This window comes from Leisingera caerulea DSM 24564, from assembly GCF_000473325.1.
Taxonomy (GTDB): Bacteria; Pseudomonadota; Alphaproteobacteria; order Rhodobacterales; family Rhodobacteraceae; genus Leisingera; species Leisingera caerulea.
Window position 1 is genome coordinate 460,883 of sequence record NZ_AXBI01000020.1, and the last position, 16,501, is coordinate 477,383.

Consider the following 16,501-nt stretch of genomic DNA (forward strand, 5'->3'; position numbering starts at 1 on the left):
GCGGAGCGGCTCCTCTGGTTACCTCAAGAATTATATTTTCGCATACTCATTTCAGCAACCGGAATTCTCATCGCAATGAGGTTATCTTAATGGGCGACATGCGTCCCGCCAAACGCGAGGCGGGACGCTGCAGGAATGGTCGGCCACTCCTGCGATCCGCCTACGGGGCGTCCGTGTATCCGGCGGCTTCATCCTCCAGGAACTCCTCGAGGAAGCTGCGCGCGCTGCGCGGCGGCCGCGGAGCGCGCGGCTTGTCGATTACCTTGCGGATCCGTTCCATGGCGACATCAAGCGGGACGCCGGGGCGGGGATCTCGCAACGCCGCCTCGACCTTCCGGGTAATTTCGCGCGAAGACGCGGTAATTGCGCGCTGCACATGCTCGTAATCTCCGGGCCTGTCGGTGGCGATCAGGACATGATGGCCGGCAAAGGCGGCGCTGGAGATCCGGATCATCACCTGCGAGTCCAGAGGGTCCGGCCGGTCGAAGATAATCACATTCGGATCGCTGCTCATTGCGTCCAAATACGGGCTCTTGCTGCGATAGGATGCGTAGCCGGTGCCAGCACCGAGGTGACGCGCGATGCTGGCTGCGGGCCTCTCTTCCCATCCCGAGATGAGTGTGCCGCCAAAGCGTTGGCCCGCCTGGAATTCCTCCGATACGGAGCGGATGACGCGCGGCTCAGGATTCGCGCCGACCTGGGCCGCGGCGGCGAGACGGGGCAGGGCGCCATGGAGCTGGCGCGGCGAGCAGAAGCCCAGCCGGTCCTTCTCCCAAGGCAGGACATCCGGGACGGAGATATCCGCCTCACACCCCAGCGCGCCCAAGGCGGCATTCCAGCTCCGGAAGCCGTAGAGGCCGGAGACAAGCTTCAGGGTCCGGCCGTGCTTCAACGGAGCGCCGGCGGCGGCAAGAGCTGCACCCAGTTCATGGGCGCCGCGCTTGATGTCATCAGCGCTGAAGACCTCGGCGCGCAGAGCGGATGCGGCCGGAAGGGCCGATACCACAGCGTTCAGTTTGCCGGAGGGGACATGGTCGGAGTGACGGCCAAGTGCGGCCGCAAGGTCGTTCAGGATCAGCATCGCGATCTCCAGGTCGGGCAGATTTGCGGATCGTCCGTTGCCGCGGGCCCAGGAGTGCGGGCTGCGAAGTCTAAGTCCGGATTTACCAGTGTGGACGAGGTCGGGCCGGAACCCTTGGGAGCACTATAGGCCGGGCAATTCTTAGCCGCAATCAAAAATTCGCAAATTTGCGCGGGCTGCCAATACTGCAGGGGCGCACAACTTATCCTTGATGCGGCAAGACTTGTGCCGCTAGATGGGCGCAGATTTGATCATCGCATTACTGTGCAGGTTCCCCTTGTCGACATTCACCGCAGAAGATCTGACCGCGCTATTTCGCGAGCTGGCGCCGCTGCGGGCGCGGGCTTCCAAGGAGAAGCCCAAGGCCCCATCCGCAACCGAACTCCAACGCGCTTTCGCAGAGCTGCGCGGCCCGGTGGAGGATACCAAGGCCCGGGGCGGGCTGCTCAACCCCTGGGCCCTGGCCGGGTTGGGCCGGAACGAGGTCCGGGTCACTGCGGCGCTCGCGGGGCTCTGGCAGGAAGACTTCGGCGGCAGCGTTTCCCGGAGCTTTCTGGCGCTCTATCTCTACCGCGCGATCCCCGGAATAGCTTGGCTCGAGGAGCTGCAGTCCGGGTACCGGCTGCGCAATGAGGTGAATCCGCTTGGTGAGCTGGCCGACCGTATTGATCTGATGATCGAGACCCGCAATCACCTCATTGGCATCGAGGTCAAGATCGATGCCGGGCTGGGGCCGATGCAGCTGGAGCGCTACACGGAAGCGCTCGAGGCCAGGGGCAGGCATATGGGCCGCCGCGCCAGCCTGGTTCTCCTGGCGCCATACACGCTGACCCGGGATGGCGTCAGCTCCACCACATGGAAAGATCTGGCCGCGGCCGCCCGCGAAACCGCGGGCAAGCCGGAGCGCGGCAGGAGTTTCATCGAACAGTATATCGCCCGTTTCGGCGATTTCGTTGCAGACCTATAGGAGGCGATCGACATGACCCAGCAAGACAATGACATCGGCGCGGCGATCGTGCGCAATATCGATCTGCTCGAGAGCGCAATGAGCTATGCCTCGGAAACGATGGACCGCCTCATTGGCCAGGAGATCGGGGATATTCTGAAGCGGAAGAGGGATACGTTCGGCTGGAACGGAGATGCCGTTGAAACCGTCGAGGATAACTTCTGGCTGTCCTCGCCGGAATGGATTTCGGAAGGTGATCCTGATGGCAACTACGACCTCTTCGTCGAGATGGACATGACGGGGGAGGCCGCAACCTGGTTGGCATATTTCGCTGGAGCTGCCGGCTTGGGCGTGCATCTGGAGCCATCATCCAACACCCTCTCACGAGGGCCCCTGAAGCGCGTTCTCAAAAGCAACCCTGAGCTCATGGCTGAATTCGCCTCAAGGGGCTTCCATTGGGATCCGGAGGGCAAGCTTACGCTGCCGGTCGAGTTCTCCCGCGAAGCTCTGGCGATGGCCTTTGAGGAGGAGGACTTCTCGGAGGCGCTGGCGCCCCTGGAAGAGGCGTTGGATCTGGTTTTTGAGACGCGCGCGCTCTTCGACCGGCTGGCGGCCAAGATCCGCAAGGATGATAAGCGCAAGTCGCCCCGCGCGGCTGGCGGCAGGAAGGGCTGATCAGGCCGGGCCGGTACCGGCGCCATCTGCCGCGGGCGGCCGCGGCAGATCGATCATAAGCTCCAGGCGGGTAGAGGTCCCATCCGGCTTGCGCAGAGAGACTTCTGCGCCGCCGGCGATCTGCAGCGCCATGGTCTCGTAGAGATGCAGCGCGGCTTTCACGACTTCGGTTGTGCTGGAGGCGTCCGTCATCTCTTTCAGAGTCTCGATCCGCTTGAAGGACCGCTCAGGCAGGTTGATATTGGTGCGCTGTTTCTTCTGTCCCACGATACTCTCTCCATCAGCTCCCGAAGGTCTTGGTCTGATCCTTGCCGGTCACGGCGCGCCAGTAGTCGTCGGCCCGCTTCTCGAAATTCCCGGCTTCGCGGGCGTCGCTCTGGTAAAGGCTTCCGGGTTGCAGTCCCGGAACATAGTCCTGCTCGACCCAGCCGCGGGGGTCCGCATGCGGGAACCGGTAGCCGACATTCCCGAGCGCCTCGGCACCTTTGTAATGGGTGTCGCGCAGGTGCTTGGGAACCGGCTGGGGCGCTTCGCTCGTGACCAGCTGCATCGCGAGCGCAATGCCGCGGTGCGCTGAGTTCGACTTGGGTGCCCGGGCCACATGCAGGGCCGCATGGGCCAGAACGATCTGCGCTTCCGGGTAGCCGATCTTCTCCACCGCGGTTGCGGCCGCGACCGCGGTCTGCAGCGCCGTGTTGTCGGCCAGGCCCACGTCCTCAGAAGCGTGGATCATGATGCGCCGCGCGATATAGCGCGGATCCTCTCCGGTATGGATCAGCCGGGCCAGGTAATAGAGGGTCGCGTCCGGATCAGATCCCCGCATGGATTTCACGAAGGCGGAGACCACATCGTAATGCTGGTCCCCTGACCGGTCGTGATTGACCGGTGCCGCCGCATAGACCTCTTCGATCATGGCGTCCGTCACCCTGACCGGCCCGCCGCCATGGCCAAGGCACAGGCTTTCCAGCGCGGTGAGAGCGCGGCGCGCATCGCCGCCCGAGCGGCCGGCAACCAGGCGCCGGTGCTCCGGGCTCATCTGAACATCGATCCCGGTGCCGCGCAGATGATCAATTCCGCGGTCCACGACCCGCACCATCTCATCGATGGTCATCGGCTCCAGCTGGAGGATGGTCGATCGGGAAACGAGCGCCGGGGTCAGCGTGTGGTAGGGGTTGCCGGTGGTGGCACCCATGAAGTCCGCGGTACCATGCTCGGTGATGGCCAGCAGGTCATCGAGCTGGGTCGAAGAGAAGCGGTGGATCTCATCCACGAAGATCAGGAGGGGCCGAATGCGTGCCTCATCGGCGAGCTTGCGGATATCAGCCACCTTGGCCTGGGTGGCATGCAGAGGGCAGAAGGCTTTGCCGAGCATGTTGCCCACCGCCCTGGCGATCGTGGTTTTTCCGATGCCCGGAGGCCCGTACAGCAGAACGCTGCCAAGCGCCCCCGCGGCAATGCGCCGGCGCAGCAGCGAGCCCGGCGCCACGATGTGGCTCTGGCCGATGATGTCATCGAGCGTTTCCGGCCGCAATGCCGCGGCCAGAGGGGTGTGGCCCTGAGGGGCCGCTGCGTCGAACAAATCAGACATTCTCGATCCTGTAGGGGAGGGCGGCCCGCATCGCTGGCCTTAGTGATTTTCGCAAATGCTTCTACCGGCAAATACCGGATGCATCAAGCCTCCTGGCGGCCCTTCTGCGCGCGCGTTACTGCCCGGCGCTGCGCCATGCGGTCGACGATCGGGCGGATCTGGGCGGCGGTCCCATGATCTCCGATCTCGGACAGCGTCTTGGCGGCGCGGCGCAGATCCTCGGTGACGCGCTTGCGGATAGCCTCCTCGCTCTCCGGCTTCATTGCAGATTTTTTCATTCAGATTTTCTCCTTAGTATCGACTGGCGCAGAACTCGCTTCCTGCTCTTGGAACCAGCAGAGGACTCCTCTGGGATTGGGGAAGGTGAGAGCCGTCAAACTCGCTCCCTCCGTATTGAAGGCTCCCCAGCGATCATTGGTCAAACGCATGGCAAGGCCAACGACATTCTCGCCGCGATTGATCCGCTGAATATCCTTGTCCAACCGCTCCAGATTCAAGGTCATCGAGGTCTCCATTCCCTATTTAACTGTCTCATCGCGGGCCCGCAGCTTCAGGAGCCCATCGATCTTCCGCCGCGCCTCCGGCCCCGGATCAGTGATCCCGGACAGGCCGTGCTCCGCCGCTTCAGCCCCGGACCCGAACACGTCGACACCCGGCTCATAATCCCAGACGCCGGGATCCAGGTTACGCCCGTGGAAGCGCAGCGCCAGCAGGTGATCGCGATCATGAGCCGCCAGCCAGCCGCCGCAGAGGCAGCCATCGCGCTGATGGCACATGAAGAGGGCAGGCGGCTGTTGTCCGGTTTCGGCATCATAAGCCGGAAGCTTCAGGTATTCTTCGGCCGCCCAGATACCGGAAGGAACATCCTTCCGATAAGGGCAGGAGCCGCAAGGGACGGGCGGCGGCGCGATCATTCCGGGTTCCATCAGGAATGTCCGGACACGTCAGTGAAGGGGTCGGGAATCCACCTGAACGGGGTCTCCGGCCCCATCGGCGCCGCGTCATTCAGGAGATCATCCGTGTAGCACCAAAGGCCATCTTCGCTGATCCCGTGCTGCGCGCGATCCGCGTCGCTGTAGCGGTAATAGAACACGGAGGTCGAATGCCGCCTGCCTGCCTGGTTAGTATCCAGGATCAGGATGGGCCGGCCATCGCGCGGCGCCTCCTCATAGGGGCGGCCGGGCTCAGCGGCGGTCTTCCGGGAAATCCTGTCCGCAACGACGTCTTGGGGAGGTTGGCTCAAATCTCTGCTCCGGGAACGGCTTTTTTCCAATCGGATGGGGCAATCTGTGACGATCGCCCTATTGCGAAAAACTATATGTTGACCCGGCCTGAACAGCAAGGAAATTCGCAAATTCCCTGCGCGGCTCTTTCACCCGGGATTCCGGGCTGGTCTCTGCCTGGGCATGCGTCCGGCGCATAGCAGATCTTCCGATACGGGAATTGCGCCCGTCTGCAAAATTGGGCGATACTGAACATAACGGCGCCGCAAAGGTGCCAACCAGTTTCCTGGAGCTCTATCTCCTCCCTCTGAGCTCTGGAAATACGCGGCGGTCCTCTCCTCCTCCCTGAGGGCCGCCGCACCCCCTCTTTCATCTCATATTCTGCCAGACGTACACCACGGCGCCCCGGTTCGACCGGCAGGCGCCATTTCGCTTGAAGCAGAGCCTTTTGTGCTGTCCATGCGCATTAGCGGCATCCAGGGGGGGGCGACGGCGTCACCCGCCGCCCCAAGGATCAGTCATCCCGCTCCAGCACCCCGGACCAGTAAAGGTAGTCGTGCCAGCTGCGGTGAAAGTTCTCAGGCTTCAGCCTGCGCAGCTTGACCATCTCCCGCGTCGTCGGCTCCTTCGGCATCCTGATCGGCCTGATATCCTGCCGATGGCCCTTGCTGGAATTGCAGGGGCCGCACGCGCTCGCGATGTTCTCCCAGGACGTCAGGCCGCCGTCTTTGCGCGGAACCACGTGATCGAAGGTCAGGTCCTTGGAACTGAACTCGCAGCCGCAATACTGGCAGCGGAATTCATCGCGAAGAAAGATATTCATCCGCGTGAAAGGCACGGCCCGGGGCGTCTTTGCGTAGGTCTTCAGCGCAACGACAGAGGCGGGCCGGTAGACGGAGTTGCTGCTCCTGAGCTCGACATCGTACTCTTCGACCACGGTAACACGGCCCAGGAAAACCGCCTTGGCGGTTTTCTCAAAGCTCAGGGTAGACAGCGGGAAGGATGTAACCGGCCGAAAATCAGCGTTCAGGACCAGCGCGTCCAGGTTCCGGTTCATGAGATGCTCCTTTCTGTTCGGGTTGTGATCCGCCAGAACAGAAAGGGGCGGATCTACGGGCTGGTGCTGGTTGGGGTTGACGGTTTGCGGCCGGTGCGGGCTTTGCGCCCCTCAATCAAATGGCCATTCCATGCAAAGGCCGGATCCCGGTCAAAGACGGGCATCGCCATGCGCAGCAGCGAGCAGCCAGCGGCGCCGGAAGCGCGTTGGATCGTGCTGGAATATGAGGCGGTGCGTGTCATTCAGGATTTGCCTTGCTGGATCAGATGATCATTCATACCTTGCGAATTGAAAAACGCAAAGATATTTTCGCATTTCATTCAGCTTTTGACCGGATCATCCTGGAACTGGACGCCCGCCGGCTCATTGGCGATACGCTCCAGGGCGGAAAGTTGATCTTCGAGGCTCGGCTCTGCGCTTGCTTCCGGTGCGGGCTGCGCGTCCTGGCCGATGCCCGCAAGCAGCTGCTGATAGCGCTCGTTCGACAGAACCACGAGGGTTGCTTTCCCGTGGATGGTAATCTCCACCGGCTCATTCAGGGCGACGCGTTTGTACGTGCCGAAGTTCTTCTGGAACTCTGCAGAGGTGACCTGGGTCATGATAGTGCTCTCCTGGCGAAATCTAGTTGGTCGAAGTATAGCCCCGGCTTTGGGGCCGGGATATGTGAGGTGCATGAAACGGCACGGAAAATTGTGGAAAACAGATCCGGCACGTCATGCCGGTGAATAGCTGAACCCGGCCGGTTGGCGCGCTTTCAGGGCGGGAACAAGGTCGGCCAGGCTGCTGATCCACGGCAAGTCCTGGTGCTCCCGGAGGTCCCGCTGCGAGCGGTTGTGGCTTGCTGTCACAACCACCCCGTAGTGGCCTGCCTGGTATCCGGAACGCACATGCTTCGGAAGATCATCCACCCAGAGCGACCGTGGCTGTTTGCGCAGCTCATCGAGCTTTGATGCCCCCAGATCGAAGAAGATGATCTCATCAAAGGCATCATCACCGAAGATGCGCGCAGCGTTTTCTGTTCTCGCAGACCGCACGCCGGCGCTTGTCGAGCAGGCCGTGAGCATCCGGAGCCTGAAGCCTGCGGCTTTGGCCATTCGCACGAACTCAACTGAGCCCGGAGTTGGGGGAAGATGGCCGAACCACTCAGGGCAGCTGTTGAATTCTGTGATGAGCTCAGGCACCAAGTGCAGGTAATCAGCCGGGAGAAAGCCTTCCAGATTATAGCCGGTAGGCGCCGGCGCAAGAGTTGCTACTCCGTAGGTTCGCTCGAACCAGCGACCGAAGGTCGGGATGTAGTCGAAGACAACATCATCCCCATCCAGGAGGATGGTGTCCGAGAGGTCGTCCGGAAGTTCCGGGATTTGAGAAATTGGGCTGCCTGTCGCGCTCATGTGGCCTCCTTCATGCGGCATCAGAATACTTGCGAAAAAACGAAAGCACAAATAGAGTTTCGCAAATTAACCCGGGCGTCCGGGTTGCGTTTTATTGGCCAGTCATAGGCTGGAGCAAAGGGATTGAAATATGATCGTCATCGGGAAAGCTGAACTCTATGCCGGACGCAAGCGGCTGAAGGCTCTGCGCGACAACGCCGCTGCTGCGGCGCACGGGCTGATCGAACATGGTGAGGCTGCTGAATCCGCACGTGATGGGCTGCGCTTTCACTCCGGTCTGAAAACCCGGAACCTTGATGCCGTCCTGGTCGTCCAGGATGGCGAGGGGCGTTACATCTCCGCCCTGAAACTCCGGGATACCCCACGGGGCATGCCAGACCTCATCGGCGCGCCGGGCGCGCATGAAACCCCCGCGGAGGCGCAAGAGGCGGGCTATGGCCTGCTGATCGCGGCCATGGTCATGATCCTCGATCATAAACGGGCGCTGCGGGAGGGGACCGCGCAGAAGATCAGGCGCTTTGAGGTTGGTGAATTCGCCTTCGGTGTTCCGGAGGAAATCATTTCCGTGGTCGGAAAGGAGATCCCGGCCGGGCTGGAAGCTGCTGAGAAGGCGCCGCTCCAGGAGGCATGCGAGCGCGCGCTGCGCCGCCATGTCGGACACCTCAAGGGCGGACAGGAGGGGTGGGAGGCAATCAGCGACAATACGCAGGTCGACATTCTGATGAATGCTGCCCGGCTCCTCTGCCTGAACGTGAACATGATCGAAGGGTAGCCGTTGATCGCTATTGCGAAAAATCAAGCGAGCAGGTAGGCTTCGGGTACAGCTTGGGCTGCTACGGCTGAAAAGCCATTCGCTTCCACATCATAGGATGCTGCAGAGGGGGACCGCGAGGATCCTCCTCTTTTATTCAGGCAAGCTCCACGCCTGATTTGGCCTGTTCGCGCTTCAGCCCCTGTCCGGACGACGCGTCGCCCTCCAGGAAGCTCTTGAAGTGCCCGTTGAGCGGAGACGGGTGCCCGACATGGACGAACAGCCTGCCGCCAGCCCGGAACGCAACCTGGCCAAGACCCGGAAGCGGCTGATAGTCATTGAAGGCCTTCAGCATGGCGCCCTTTACCGCGGCAAAATAGTTGGTGTCATTGCCGAGCAGCACCACCAGGCGCGTTCTGTTCGAGAGCCGGGACAAATGGGTTTCGATGCAGCGGGCCATGACAGCCTGCCCCTCCGGGCTCTTCATCCCCCGGATAACCGGAGCCGAGTTGCCGCGGTAGATGCCTTCCTTGTCCCGCGCTGTCAGCGAGCAGCGCACGATGGACGCAAACCCGTAATCTGTGCTGGCGGCAGTCAGGAAGGGGGAGATGTCCTCCACGTCTTGCATCAGGCCGATTGCCTGCAGTGCCTGAAGCAGCCGGGGGCGGAACCCGGAAAACGCGACCGCATCAAAGTACCCGGACTCATGCGCATCCTGCATGAACTGCATCTGGGTTGTGCCCTTTGTCATGCCAAGAATGAGAACCTTGGGATCCGGGGCGCCCCAATAGCCCGGGTCATTGACCAGCTGCCATTTTCCCTCATGCAGATGGCGGACGGACCCGTCGCAATCCTTCCAGCAATTCCGGCAGGCGATGGGCCCATGCTGGGCTGTCGTCATGTGAAGCTCCTTGATTATGCGAAAATAAGGAGCAAAGTATCAATCAATCCGGGAAAGGCAATTCCGTATTTTCTCCAACATGCGGAAAATCCGGCTCGCGATCCCGGACGATGGTTTCAAGAATACGAACGGTGTCCGGACTCAGGGCGATGTAGCTGTCCTGCGCTTCCGGAACCAAGCGCTTGAAGGCCCGGTCGCCAAGCCTGTCCAGCTGGTCCAGCTGACCGGTTCGGGAAAGTTGCTCGATGCGCTCAGCAGGGATGCCCTCCCAGCGGTTCAGGTAGACGATTGCTGAAAAGCCGCGGCGCCGGGCATCCGCAATACGGCGGGCCCAATCCCCGCCCCGGTCCCGGCTGCGCCGAACGTTTGAGATACCAAGCTCGACCTTGTGCAATACGGCAGCGTTGCGCATCTCCGCCTGCTCTCTTGAGCCGCAGTGGAAACCGCGATCAACGGTCTTTTCAGGCCGGAATGAGCATATTGGCTCTTTAGAGCCATGCCACAGGATCAGGCTTGCCATCTGCGCCCCTATGGATCCGGCTCAGACGGGCCGCGGGGCGCCTCAAGAAGATCCGGGCGTGCCAGCACAAGCTGCTCTTCCAGCCAGGCGATGTAGTCTTCCCGCGGACGCCCTTCCTCCAGGAAGCTGCGGTACAGGCCCAGGGCTGCCTCTTCATTCAGAGGCGCCATGTATTCCATCAGAACATCGGCTCCGGGAAGGAAGTAGTCCTCCACGGGCTGGTATTCCTCCGCCTCCCGGGCCGTCAGGCGAACGATCAGCTGATCATCATCCCAGGCGACCGTCTCCAGGCTGCGGTTGTGGGCCTCGAACTCCGAGAAGTCGAGCGTCACCGCGACAGCGCCTTCGCTGCCGCAAGACCGCAGCTTGCACACCCGCGCCCGCATGCCGGGCTGCGCATAGCTTTCGCACTGGGTGATCGGCCCCTTGAGCATCACGCAACGCCCCGCAAAGGGTAGCTGGAGCAGTCCGGCGTCGGCTTCTGCCGGCGTGCTCCCCAGGCGCGGCAGCTGCCGCAAAGCAGCGCCTGCCTTGGATATGATGCGAGGGTGTCGGGGAGGGGGCATCTGGACTGCAACTCCGAATATGAGGTGGATTAAAGCTCCGGAGAGAAAACGGGCTCGTCCTGAAAGTCCTGCTCAGCACAAACAGCTTTGCGAAGCGCTTTGGTGCGATCAAGCTCCAGGACATCACGCTGCGCGGCAGGGTGATCCGGGCCGAATGCGGGGATGAAGCGGCTTGTCAGAATCTCGGCGATGTTCCCGGATGCCAGGCTGGCCCCCAGAAGCTCCGTGCAGATCTTGCTTCCGGATTGCACTGCGCCCAGCCGGTCGGAGATGTCCGGAAAGCGGGAGTGCTGCAGCGCCTCACCAATGGCGATGCGAAGGTCATCATCGGAGAAATGGTCCATGGAGGGCGCGGCCCGCTCATCGGATGTGCGCATCATTTGCAAGCCGTTGCGGGTGTAGACCCGGGCCACGAGTTCAGGGAGGTATTCGTAGACCAGGGCGCTTTCCGGAACCTGGCCGCGATGACGCGACAAGTCCGGTACGCCGGGCGCTTGCGCCAGGCACTCACGGCGGACCTGGCGGCAAATCGCAAGCAGCAGCGATGCGGCTTTGACATCCGAACCCTTACGGGCAACCTCTGCCGCCCGCTCCTTGAAGTCTTGTGTCTCAGAGACTTGCGTATTCCCGATTCCGCTCATGAGCTCCTCCTTGGCTGCTCATGTGGATGATCGGGCACATCTGCGAAAAAACGAAGCTAGGTTTGCCGCTAGGGCTTGCCATTGCTCCCGAAACGTGCGTCCAGGTATTCCGACAGCCCCCCGAAACGGCGCGCATTGATCTGCCAGGACGAGAAGTCATGGCGGATTGCCAGGGCAAGGAACAGAAAGAACACCGCGCCGAGGCTGACGCCGCTTAGCAAGGAAAGCAGGCCGGTGCCGACGATCAGGGTGTACAGCCCAAAGCCGATCGATGCGACTGATGCGGCCGCAAAGGCGAGCGCAATCCGGAAGTGCTGGATGGCCATGCCCCTGATATGCGCCTCAGAAAGCTTGGAGTCTGAAACGACTTCCGCAAAGCGCGCACGCCCCCCGTCCGGATAGCGCCCGTGATAGCCCTTCATGAATTCGGACCTGTCAAATGCGGCCGGCTTCATGGCGCCCAAGGCCGCCGCGGTTGCTGAGCTCACATTGCGGCGCGACTGGGCAATGAGTTCCGGCTTGCGGAACCTGTTCTTGCCCCACTGCCCCACCCGGGACAGCAGGGGGGCTTTTGTCGGCTTCTCTTTTGTCATGGTGAATTACCTTCTGGAAATTTCGGCATGCGGCCCGCGCAGAGCTTGCGGGGCCGTCTGGTCAGGTGGCGTTTGGCAGCATTCCGGGAAGGATAGCCGGGACCATGTAGTTGGGCTCCCAAGGCATCAGGAAAATCTCCGGGAGATCCTGCTGCAGCTCGCCGGAGCCGGCACTGTCGATGTTGGCCGGGTCATAGCAGCCGCCAGCCGCAACGCGTTCCATCAGATGCTTCTGATATTCTTCCGGGGTCCAGCCATGGGCCGCGGCGATATCCGGATCGAGGCCGGAAGGGGAGAACCCGGACTCAGCCCATTTCTGGAAGCCGCCGCTGCCCAGCATGTGCGAGGCCAGTGCGGCGCCGCCATCCGTCATCGGAATGCCATCGACCATCTGTCCGGACTGGTAAGTCTTCTTGATGTGGGAGAGGTTCTTGTTGGTGAAGTCGGACAGCGCCTGATCCTGCGCTTCGGTGCTCGACATGAACTGATCGCGGCTGTAGACGCCGCCCTTCCCGGTCCAGACGACGCCTTCCCAGTTTCCGGCGCCATTGGGCGGCTTTGCCTGCCCCGGCTCAATGTAGCCCAGGTCAACCAAGGTGCCGAACAGGAACTGGTAGGAGCCGGTCGCCGTGCTGCCGGGGTTGGTGGCATACTGATCGCCGCCGCCCTCAAAGCCAAGCACCGCCTCTCCGTAGTTGTTCGAAGGGCCGCACTCGCCGCTGCCTGCCGTCGCCGAGTCCGCGCCGGCATATGCGGCCTTTGGGGTGAAGGCCGGATTCAGAGCGGCCGTCAGCACCAACGCAGCTGCAGGAATCGAAAGAATTATTGAATTTCGCATAGCTGCGCCCTCACTTCCTCATTTGATTTCGGCAACCTGAAGACCCGCCGGCACCACATTGACCACAACGGAGGAGCCATATGCGCCCTGGAAGATCCGCGGGCTGTCTGTCGATACGCCGGACAGGATCAGGTCGTCATTCTGGTCGTAGATCAGGTAGGGCGTGCCCCACATGCCCACCTTGTAATGCAGCCCGCCGATCAGGAAGATCCGTTCCGGATGACTGTCGCCATTCAGATCCAGCTCATACTTGTCGAGGCGAAGCCTGGACGTCTCCTGGTATTGGGATGTCGATCCCACCAGGCGGTATTCATCATCACTGGCCGCTGACGGACGCAAGCCCTCGAGCAGGTCGCCCCACATGTACATCGATGGACCGCCGCTATAGGCCCAGGTGATGCCATCCGCATTGACCACGGCGCCCGTGTCCACTGTGGGCTCGAAGGAAGCAGACTGAGCCATCCCTCCGCCCACTGCGCGCCAGCCGCTTTCGCCCTCAGCGAAGAGCTTCCATTCGCAGGCACCCTGGTCGCACAGGCCGCCCAGATAGACGAGAGCTTCTGATCGGCCATTGCTGGACATGTCGAAATAGGTGATGTCGGTGATCTGATCCGCGCCGGGCATCTGATCGAGGATCTCAGCCAAACCTTCGGGGGGCGAAGACTCCGCCGCCTCAACCGCGGGGGCTGCAACCGTTAGGGCGAGCGCTGCCAAAGCGCGGACTGAGAAGAGGGGCATGTGAAAATCCTGATTTTTCCAGTTCAGCTCAGCTCGTGATGATATGCGAAAAAACGAAGTCTAGCAATCCGCCCGGACCTCAGGGTGTGAATTCATAGCTGTCTTTCTGCGACCGGTTCAGTTGCCAGATGGCATAGGGAACATCCGGGGGCAGCTCCTTGCCGCGCATCGGGTGCGCATAGCCCCGGCGAACCAGATACGGTCCAAGGGCATATGCCCGCTCCGTGTTGAAGTTCAGTCCGGGAGCGCCGGAAATGCTGACATTCGCAAGCAGGCGCCCGTAGCGGTCGACAATCCTGCCGCCATCCCCCTGCACCGGCTCCACGAACAGCGCGCGGCCGCTGCAGATCGCTTTGACAAGCAAGGAGGCTTGCCGCCCCGGGCTGTTGGCATGCGGATCGATGCCAGCCTTGCGGAGGGTCTCATCAGATCCGCGGCGCTTTGGTTTCTCCGGTGTGTTCACCGAATACAACCGGATCCGGAAGGCTTCCTCCCGGCGCTCTCCGCGCGCAGCGGGCGGCGCCAGAACCTTGAAGGTGTCCCCGTCAATGACGCGGTAATCGCGCGGCCGAAGAAAGAATGCCTCCGACGGCCGTGCGGCCATTCCCGGTGTCAGCTTAGAAACCGGAAGATATGGAGGGATCTTCATCGCAGCCCCGTGCCTTCTCAGCTTCTGCGGACAATTCGCGCAGCAGCATGATGCCGGTGCGTGCATCCACTTCGGGAAAGCCGTTTTCCTCATAGGCCGCCTGCTGGGGCGCATCGAGATTGTCAGGCGCGCCCATGATCCGCAGGTCGCCCAGGCAATCCAGAAGGTGGACCTGGCCAGCGCGCGCCATTTCCCGCAGGCCGAGAAGCCGGTCGGAGTGGGTGTCAGCCTCGAGATAGAGGGAGACGCCTTGCGGTGTTTCCCGGAAAAATGCGGTCTCGCCGTCGATGTCCTGCTCGCTGAGGCTCAATCCAAGCCCGGGAAGTTTTGCCAGGTCAGCTACCGGCAGGACGGCAAAGAAGATGCTGGCTCCGGCAATCGACTTTCCGTCGTACCGCAGCATGACCGCATTCTCGCGATGCGTCATAAGCTGGTCCGGGAGTGGGACCGGGAAGCGATGCGCCCGGGCGATATCCCCTGATTTCCGCTGATACACTTTCCATCTCCGTGAAGTCTGTTCTGCTCAGAACCATATTCCTCCGGGACGATGAAAATCCCAAACGGATCAGGAGGTTTTTTCAGGAAATTGCGCAGCCGGGCCCCGGAATGGGGCCGGGAGAAGCGCAGCTGCGAGACTTTTCCGGGTGCAAGGGAGGGGACCTGGTGCGCGATCAGGCCGCAAGGCCTGAGCGCTTTCAAGTCTTTGCTGAGGTCAGCCGGGACCAGGCTTCCTGCTTGCCCTTGATCCAGTTTTCAACGCTCAGGCCAGATTCGATGACGTCCTGAACGCGGGGACAACCGCAGTAGACGCCCGGCTGAACAATGCCGCCCAGGTGGGCAATGCCGGTTTGTGCAATTGAGATCTGTCTGGACAGCTCATGCTTGGGAGGCCGCGCCCTTCCGGCAAGTCCCTCCACGGTAGCAAGCGTGCATTCTGTCAGAAAGGCACGTGCATCATCCGTCCCCCGGATGCGATCGCTGGTCAGCATTGTCATGGCGAGACCTCATGCAGCAGTTCCGCGCGAAGGGCGGCGCCGTCGTGCGTCAGCCGCCATTCCTTTTTTACGCGCTCGATCATCCCGGCCTTGCGCAGTTTCTGAACCAGCCTGTCCGCCGCGCGCGCATAGGGATGATCCACGCCTTCCGGGGCAGGGGAGATGCGGTTCAATTCGGCCGCGAGCCCCGAGTAAGAGGCCGCCTTGCCCGGCCGAAGCCATTTGGTAAAGGCGCGCATTTGATGTTCAGCAGATGCTTGCAGCCCGTCTGCAGTCAGATCTCTGAAAATTGCGGACACAGTCTCCCCTTTCCTTACAGTGCCAGCCCGCGCGTGGCCTGAAATTCTTCGGCCGTCATGGGGCGGCGCTCTCCAATTGGCTTCCCGGTCAGCTCCGCATCGGTGATCCACCATTTGGTCGACGGGTAAAGCGACACCTGCACCAGGTGGCAGCCGCGATCTGAAAAGCGCAGTCCGGTCTTGAAGCCGGACTTCTTTTCCGCGTCGCGGATGCGCGCCATAGCCTGTTTGTCCTTTAACGCTTCCGCATCCGCATATGTAAGCATGGTAGGATTTCCCCTTTTGGCGGCACCAGTATATTTGAGAAAAACAATTACACAATAGGGATTATCCAGCAAGGAACCCTGATATCCACACAAATCATGGGGTCAGGCAGTCTTGCGGTGGTATGCGAAAAACAAAGGTATGTTATATTGGGGTGCGACGTTTGATGGAGGGCATCAATGATCTCAAGACGCGGATTCATCGGAAAGGTTGCGGCGGCTGCGGCCTGCAGTGCGCTGTCCGCAATCCCGGCTTTAGGTGCTGATCTTGATATCCCGGATCCTGTCCGGGACAACAGCCGCCTCGACCGGCTGGTTCCGCTCATCGAGCCGAGGCTCGACCTTTACAATCCGCATACGCGCGAGCGAAAGCAGGTCCTGTTCTTTGGGGCAACCGGTTACAACCGTGCCGGCATCCGGGAAATAAACTACCTGCTGCGCGACTGGCGCCAGGATGAAGTCGTGCAGATGGACGTCCGCCTCTACTGGGGGCTCGCGGCGATCCGCACCGCGGCCATGCGCGACGGGCTGAGCGGCGAGATCCAGGTGAATTCCGGGTTCCGCAGCAAGGCAACCAACGACTACCTGCGCAGCGAAGGCTACGGCGCCGCGGTGAACTCATTCCACCTCAAAGGCCGGGCGATTGATTTTGTGGTGAAGGGCGGGGATGTCGCGAATGTGGCCCGCTATGCGCAGTGGCTGGAAATCGGTGGAACCGGCCACTACCGCGGCCGGTTCGTTCACATCGATTCCGGGAAGCCCCGTGTATGGTTCGGCTGATCCCGG

At 61.6% G+C, this 16,501-nt stretch carries 27 protein-coding genes; 4 read left to right on the top strand and 23 right to left on the bottom strand.

Annotation, left to right across the window (positions count from 1 at the left end):
* Positions 1–160: 160 nt before the first annotated feature.
* Complete coding sequence (locus CAER_RS0106065) at positions 161–1,081, bottom strand: glyoxalase superfamily protein (protein WP_027234509.1); 921 nt, start codon at positions 1,079–1,081, stop codon at positions 161–163.
* Positions 1,082–1,316: 235 nt separating this feature from the next.
* Between CAER_RS0106065 and CAER_RS0106070 the strand changes: the two genes are divergently transcribed.
* Both CAER_RS0106070 and CAER_RS0106075 read left to right on the top strand, forming a co-directional pair.
* The gene (locus CAER_RS0106070) at positions 1,317–2,048 is read left to right on the top strand and encodes a PD-(D/E)XK nuclease family protein (RefSeq protein WP_027234510.1); all 732 of its coding nucleotides are present in this window, start codon (positions 1,317–1,319) and stop codon (positions 2,046–2,048) included.
* 12 nt (positions 2,049–2,060) lie between these two features.
* A complete protein-coding gene (locus CAER_RS0106075; RefSeq protein WP_027234511.1) occupies positions 2,061–2,702 on the top strand; it encodes a hypothetical protein in 642 nt (213 codons plus the stop codon).
* On the opposite strand, the gene CAER_RS27665 is transcribed toward CAER_RS0106075, so the two are convergent.
* The 10 genes from CAER_RS27665 to CAER_RS0106125 form a co-directional block, all read right to left on the bottom strand.
* Complete coding sequence (locus tag CAER_RS27665; protein WP_036796924.1) at positions 2,703–2,969, bottom strand: hypothetical protein; 267 nt, start codon at positions 2,967–2,969, stop codon at positions 2,703–2,705.
* A 13-nt stretch (positions 2,970–2,982) separates the two neighbouring features.
* On the bottom strand, positions 2,983–4,290 hold the full coding sequence (locus tag CAER_RS0106085; RefSeq protein WP_027234512.1) for a replication-associated recombination protein A: 1,308 nt from the start codon (positions 4,288–4,290) through the stop codon (positions 2,983–2,985).
* Between the two features lie 83 nt (positions 4,291–4,373).
* A complete protein-coding gene (locus CAER_RS0106090; RefSeq protein ID WP_027234513.1) occupies positions 4,374–4,568 on the bottom strand; it encodes a hypothetical protein in 195 nt (64 codons plus the stop codon).
* Positions 4,569–4,793 (bottom strand): hypothetical protein, encoded by a 225-nt coding sequence (locus CAER_RS0106095; RefSeq protein ID WP_154667728.1) that lies wholly within the window; start codon positions 4,791–4,793, stop codon positions 4,569–4,571.
* 15 nt (positions 4,794–4,808) lie between these two features.
* A complete protein-coding gene (locus CAER_RS30325) occupies positions 4,809–5,216 on the bottom strand; it encodes a DUF6283 family protein (RefSeq protein WP_051357732.1) in 408 nt (135 codons plus the stop codon).
* Positions 5,216–5,533, bottom strand: a complete 318-nt coding sequence (locus CAER_RS0106105; protein ID WP_027234516.1) for a hypothetical protein — start codon at positions 5,531–5,533, stop codon at positions 5,216–5,218. Before CAER_RS0106105 ends, CAER_RS30325 begins: the two co-directional genes overlap by 1 nt.
* A gap of 494 nt (positions 5,534–6,027) precedes the next feature.
* The gene (locus tag CAER_RS0106110; RefSeq protein WP_027234517.1) at positions 6,028–6,570 is read right to left on the bottom strand and encodes an HNH endonuclease; all 543 of its coding nucleotides are present in this window, start codon (positions 6,568–6,570) and stop codon (positions 6,028–6,030) included.
* A 53-nt stretch (positions 6,571–6,623) separates the two neighbouring features.
* On the bottom strand, positions 6,624–6,812 hold the full coding sequence (locus tag CAER_RS0106115) for a hypothetical protein (protein WP_027234518.1): 189 nt from the start codon (positions 6,810–6,812) through the stop codon (positions 6,624–6,626).
* Between the two features lie 78 nt (positions 6,813–6,890).
* Positions 6,891–7,169, bottom strand: coding sequence for a type II toxin-antitoxin system Phd/YefM family antitoxin (locus CAER_RS28855; RefSeq protein ID WP_051357733.1), 279 nt, complete (start codon positions 7,167–7,169; stop codon positions 6,891–6,893).
* Positions 7,170–7,283: 114 nt separating this feature from the next.
* Positions 7,284–7,961 carry a hypothetical protein gene (locus tag CAER_RS0106125; protein WP_027234519.1) on the bottom strand — a complete coding sequence of 226 codons (678 nt, stop codon included), beginning with the start codon at positions 7,959–7,961 and terminating at the stop codon, positions 7,284–7,286.
* A 130-nt stretch (positions 7,962–8,091) separates the two neighbouring features.
* Here CAER_RS0106125 and CAER_RS0106130 point away from each other — a divergent pair, with 130 nt between their 5' ends.
* A complete protein-coding gene (locus tag CAER_RS0106130; protein WP_027234520.1) occupies positions 8,092–8,733 on the top strand; it encodes a hypothetical protein in 642 nt (213 codons plus the stop codon).
* 136 nt (positions 8,734–8,869) lie between these two features.
* Here the strand turns inward: CAER_RS0106130 and CAER_RS0106135 are convergent, their stop codons facing one another.
* The 12 genes from CAER_RS0106135 to CAER_RS0106190 all read right to left on the bottom strand — a co-directional run bounded on the left by CAER_RS0106135 (position 8,870) and on the right by CAER_RS0106190 (position 15,718).
* On the bottom strand, positions 8,870–9,613 hold the full coding sequence (locus tag CAER_RS0106135) for a uracil-DNA glycosylase family protein (protein ID WP_027234521.1): 744 nt from the start codon (positions 9,611–9,613) through the stop codon (positions 8,870–8,872).
* 43 nt (positions 9,614–9,656) lie between these two features.
* The gene (locus tag CAER_RS0106140; RefSeq protein WP_154667729.1) at positions 9,657–10,133 is read right to left on the bottom strand and encodes a hypothetical protein; all 477 of its coding nucleotides are present in this window, start codon (positions 10,131–10,133) and stop codon (positions 9,657–9,659) included.
* Positions 10,134–10,141: 8 nt separating this feature from the next.
* Positions 10,142–10,567, bottom strand: a complete 426-nt coding sequence (locus tag CAER_RS0106145) for a hypothetical protein (RefSeq protein WP_154667730.1) — start codon at positions 10,565–10,567, stop codon at positions 10,142–10,144.
* A gap of 161 nt (positions 10,568–10,728) precedes the next feature.
* Complete coding sequence (locus CAER_RS0106150; protein ID WP_027234524.1) at positions 10,729–11,340, bottom strand: hypothetical protein; 612 nt, start codon at positions 11,338–11,340, stop codon at positions 10,729–10,731.
* A gap of 68 nt (positions 11,341–11,408) precedes the next feature.
* Positions 11,409–11,933 (bottom strand): hypothetical protein, encoded by a 525-nt coding sequence (locus CAER_RS0106155; RefSeq protein WP_027234525.1) that lies wholly within the window; start codon positions 11,931–11,933, stop codon positions 11,409–11,411.
* Between the two features lie 61 nt (positions 11,934–11,994).
* Positions 11,995–12,729: a hypothetical protein gene (locus tag CAER_RS28860; RefSeq protein WP_154667731.1), complete on the bottom strand. Its 735-nt coding sequence runs from the start codon at positions 12,727–12,729 to the stop codon at positions 11,995–11,997.
* Positions 12,730–12,789: 60 nt separating this feature from the next.
* Positions 12,790–13,509, bottom strand: a complete 720-nt coding sequence (locus CAER_RS0106165) for a hypothetical protein (protein WP_027234527.1) — start codon at positions 13,507–13,509, stop codon at positions 12,790–12,792.
* A 79-nt stretch (positions 13,510–13,588) separates the two neighbouring features.
* Positions 13,589–14,113 carry a thermonuclease family protein gene (locus CAER_RS0106170; protein WP_027234528.1) on the bottom strand — a complete coding sequence of 175 codons (525 nt, stop codon included), beginning with the start codon at positions 14,111–14,113 and terminating at the stop codon, positions 13,589–13,591.
* A gap of 13 nt (positions 14,114–14,126) precedes the next feature.
* Positions 14,127–14,585: a hypothetical protein gene (locus CAER_RS30035; RefSeq protein ID WP_027234529.1), complete on the bottom strand. Its 459-nt coding sequence runs from the start codon at positions 14,583–14,585 to the stop codon at positions 14,127–14,129.
* Between the two features lie 268 nt (positions 14,586–14,853).
* Positions 14,854–15,153: a hypothetical protein gene (locus tag CAER_RS0106180; RefSeq protein ID WP_027234530.1), complete on the bottom strand. Its 300-nt coding sequence runs from the start codon at positions 15,151–15,153 to the stop codon at positions 14,854–14,856.
* The gene (locus tag CAER_RS0106185; RefSeq protein ID WP_027234531.1) at positions 15,150–15,392 is read right to left on the bottom strand and encodes a hypothetical protein; all 243 of its coding nucleotides are present in this window, start codon (positions 15,390–15,392) and stop codon (positions 15,150–15,152) included. Before CAER_RS0106185 ends, CAER_RS0106180 begins: the two co-directional genes overlap by 4 nt.
* 74 nt (positions 15,393–15,466) lie before the next feature.
* On the bottom strand, positions 15,467–15,718 hold the full coding sequence (locus tag CAER_RS0106190) for a hypothetical protein (protein ID WP_027234532.1): 252 nt from the start codon (positions 15,716–15,718) through the stop codon (positions 15,467–15,469).
* A 177-nt stretch (positions 15,719–15,895) separates the two neighbouring features.
* Here CAER_RS0106190 and CAER_RS27680 point away from each other — a divergent pair, with 177 nt between their 5' ends.
* Complete coding sequence (locus CAER_RS27680) at positions 15,896–16,495, top strand: YcbK family protein (protein ID WP_051357734.1); 600 nt, start codon at positions 15,896–15,898, stop codon at positions 16,493–16,495.
* Positions 16,496–16,501: the final 6 nt, after the last annotated feature.

What these genes read in the sequence shown, in the direction of transcription:
- CAER_RS0106190 (WP_027234532.1), bottom strand. Translation starts at nt 15,718, where the DNA reads ATGCTTACATATGCGGATGCGGAAGCGTTAAAGGACAAACAGGCTATG.
- CAER_RS0106170 (WP_027234528.1), bottom strand. Translation starts at nt 14,113, where the DNA reads ATGGCCGCACGGCCGTCGGAGGCATTCTTTCTTCGGCCGCGCGATTAC.
- CAER_RS30325 (WP_051357732.1), bottom strand. Translation starts at nt 5,216, where the DNA reads ATGGAACCCGGAATGATCGCGCCGCCGCCCGTCCCTTGCGGCTCCTGC.
- CAER_RS0106145 (WP_154667730.1), bottom strand. Translation starts at nt 10,567, where the DNA reads ATGCTCAAGGGGCCGATCACCCAGTGCGAAAGCTATGCGCAGCCCGGC.
- CAER_RS0106070 (WP_027234510.1), top strand. Translation starts at nt 1,317, where the DNA reads ATGGGCGCAGATTTGATCATCGCATTACTGTGCAGGTTCCCCTTGTCG.
- CAER_RS0106155 (WP_027234525.1), bottom strand. Translation starts at nt 11,933, where the DNA reads ATGACAAAAGAGAAGCCGACAAAAGCCCCCCTGCTGTCCCGGGTGGGG.
- CAER_RS0106125 (WP_027234519.1), bottom strand. Translation starts at nt 7,961, where the DNA reads ATGAGCGCGACAGGCAGCCCAATTTCTCAAATCCCGGAACTTCCGGAC.
- CAER_RS0106185 (WP_027234531.1), bottom strand. Translation starts at nt 15,392, where the DNA reads ATGCGCGCCTTTACCAAATGGCTTCGGCCGGGCAAGGCGGCCTCTTAC.
- CAER_RS0106075 (WP_027234511.1), top strand. Translation starts at nt 2,061, where the DNA reads ATGACCCAGCAAGACAATGACATCGGCGCGGCGATCGTGCGCAATATC.
- CAER_RS0106135 (WP_027234521.1), bottom strand. Translation starts at nt 9,613, where the DNA reads ATGACGACAGCCCAGCATGGGCCCATCGCCTGCCGGAATTGCTGGAAG.
- CAER_RS0106090 (WP_027234513.1), bottom strand. Translation starts at nt 4,568, where the DNA reads ATGAAAAAATCTGCAATGAAGCCGGAGAGCGAGGAGGCTATCCGCAAG.
- CAER_RS0106095 (WP_154667728.1), bottom strand. Translation starts at nt 4,793, where the DNA reads ATGACCTTGAATCTGGAGCGGTTGGACAAGGATATTCAGCGGATCAAT.
- CAER_RS0106085 (WP_027234512.1), bottom strand. Translation starts at nt 4,290, where the DNA reads ATGTCTGATTTGTTCGACGCAGCGGCCCCTCAGGGCCACACCCCTCTG.
- CAER_RS0106150 (WP_027234524.1), bottom strand. Translation starts at nt 11,340, where the DNA reads ATGAGCGGAATCGGGAATACGCAAGTCTCTGAGACACAAGACTTCAAG.
- CAER_RS30035 (WP_027234529.1), bottom strand. Translation starts at nt 14,585, where the DNA reads ATGACGCATCGCGAGAATGCGGTCATGCTGCGGTACGACGGAAAGTCG.
- CAER_RS0106115 (WP_027234518.1), bottom strand. Translation starts at nt 6,812, where the DNA reads ATGACACGCACCGCCTCATATTCCAGCACGATCCAACGCGCTTCCGGC.
- CAER_RS0106065 (WP_027234509.1), bottom strand. Translation starts at nt 1,081, where the DNA reads ATGCTGATCCTGAACGACCTTGCGGCCGCACTTGGCCGTCACTCCGAC.
- CAER_RS28855 (WP_051357733.1), bottom strand. Translation starts at nt 7,169, where the DNA reads ATGACCCAGGTCACCTCTGCAGAGTTCCAGAAGAACTTCGGCACGTAC.
- CAER_RS0106165 (WP_027234527.1), bottom strand. Translation starts at nt 13,509, where the DNA reads ATGCCCCTCTTCTCAGTCCGCGCTTTGGCAGCGCTCGCCCTAACGGTT.
- CAER_RS0106110 (WP_027234517.1), bottom strand. Translation starts at nt 6,570, where the DNA reads ATGAACCGGAACCTGGACGCGCTGGTCCTGAACGCTGATTTTCGGCCG.
- CAER_RS0106180 (WP_027234530.1), bottom strand. Translation starts at nt 15,153, where the DNA reads ATGACAATGCTGACCAGCGATCGCATCCGGGGGACGGATGATGCACGT.
- CAER_RS27680 (WP_051357734.1), top strand. Translation starts at nt 15,896, where the DNA reads ATGATCTCAAGACGCGGATTCATCGGAAAGGTTGCGGCGGCTGCGGCC.
- CAER_RS0106140 (WP_154667729.1), bottom strand. Translation starts at nt 10,133, where the DNA reads ATGGCAAGCCTGATCCTGTGGCATGGCTCTAAAGAGCCAATATGCTCA.
- CAER_RS0106130 (WP_027234520.1), top strand. Translation starts at nt 8,092, where the DNA reads ATGATCGTCATCGGGAAAGCTGAACTCTATGCCGGACGCAAGCGGCTG.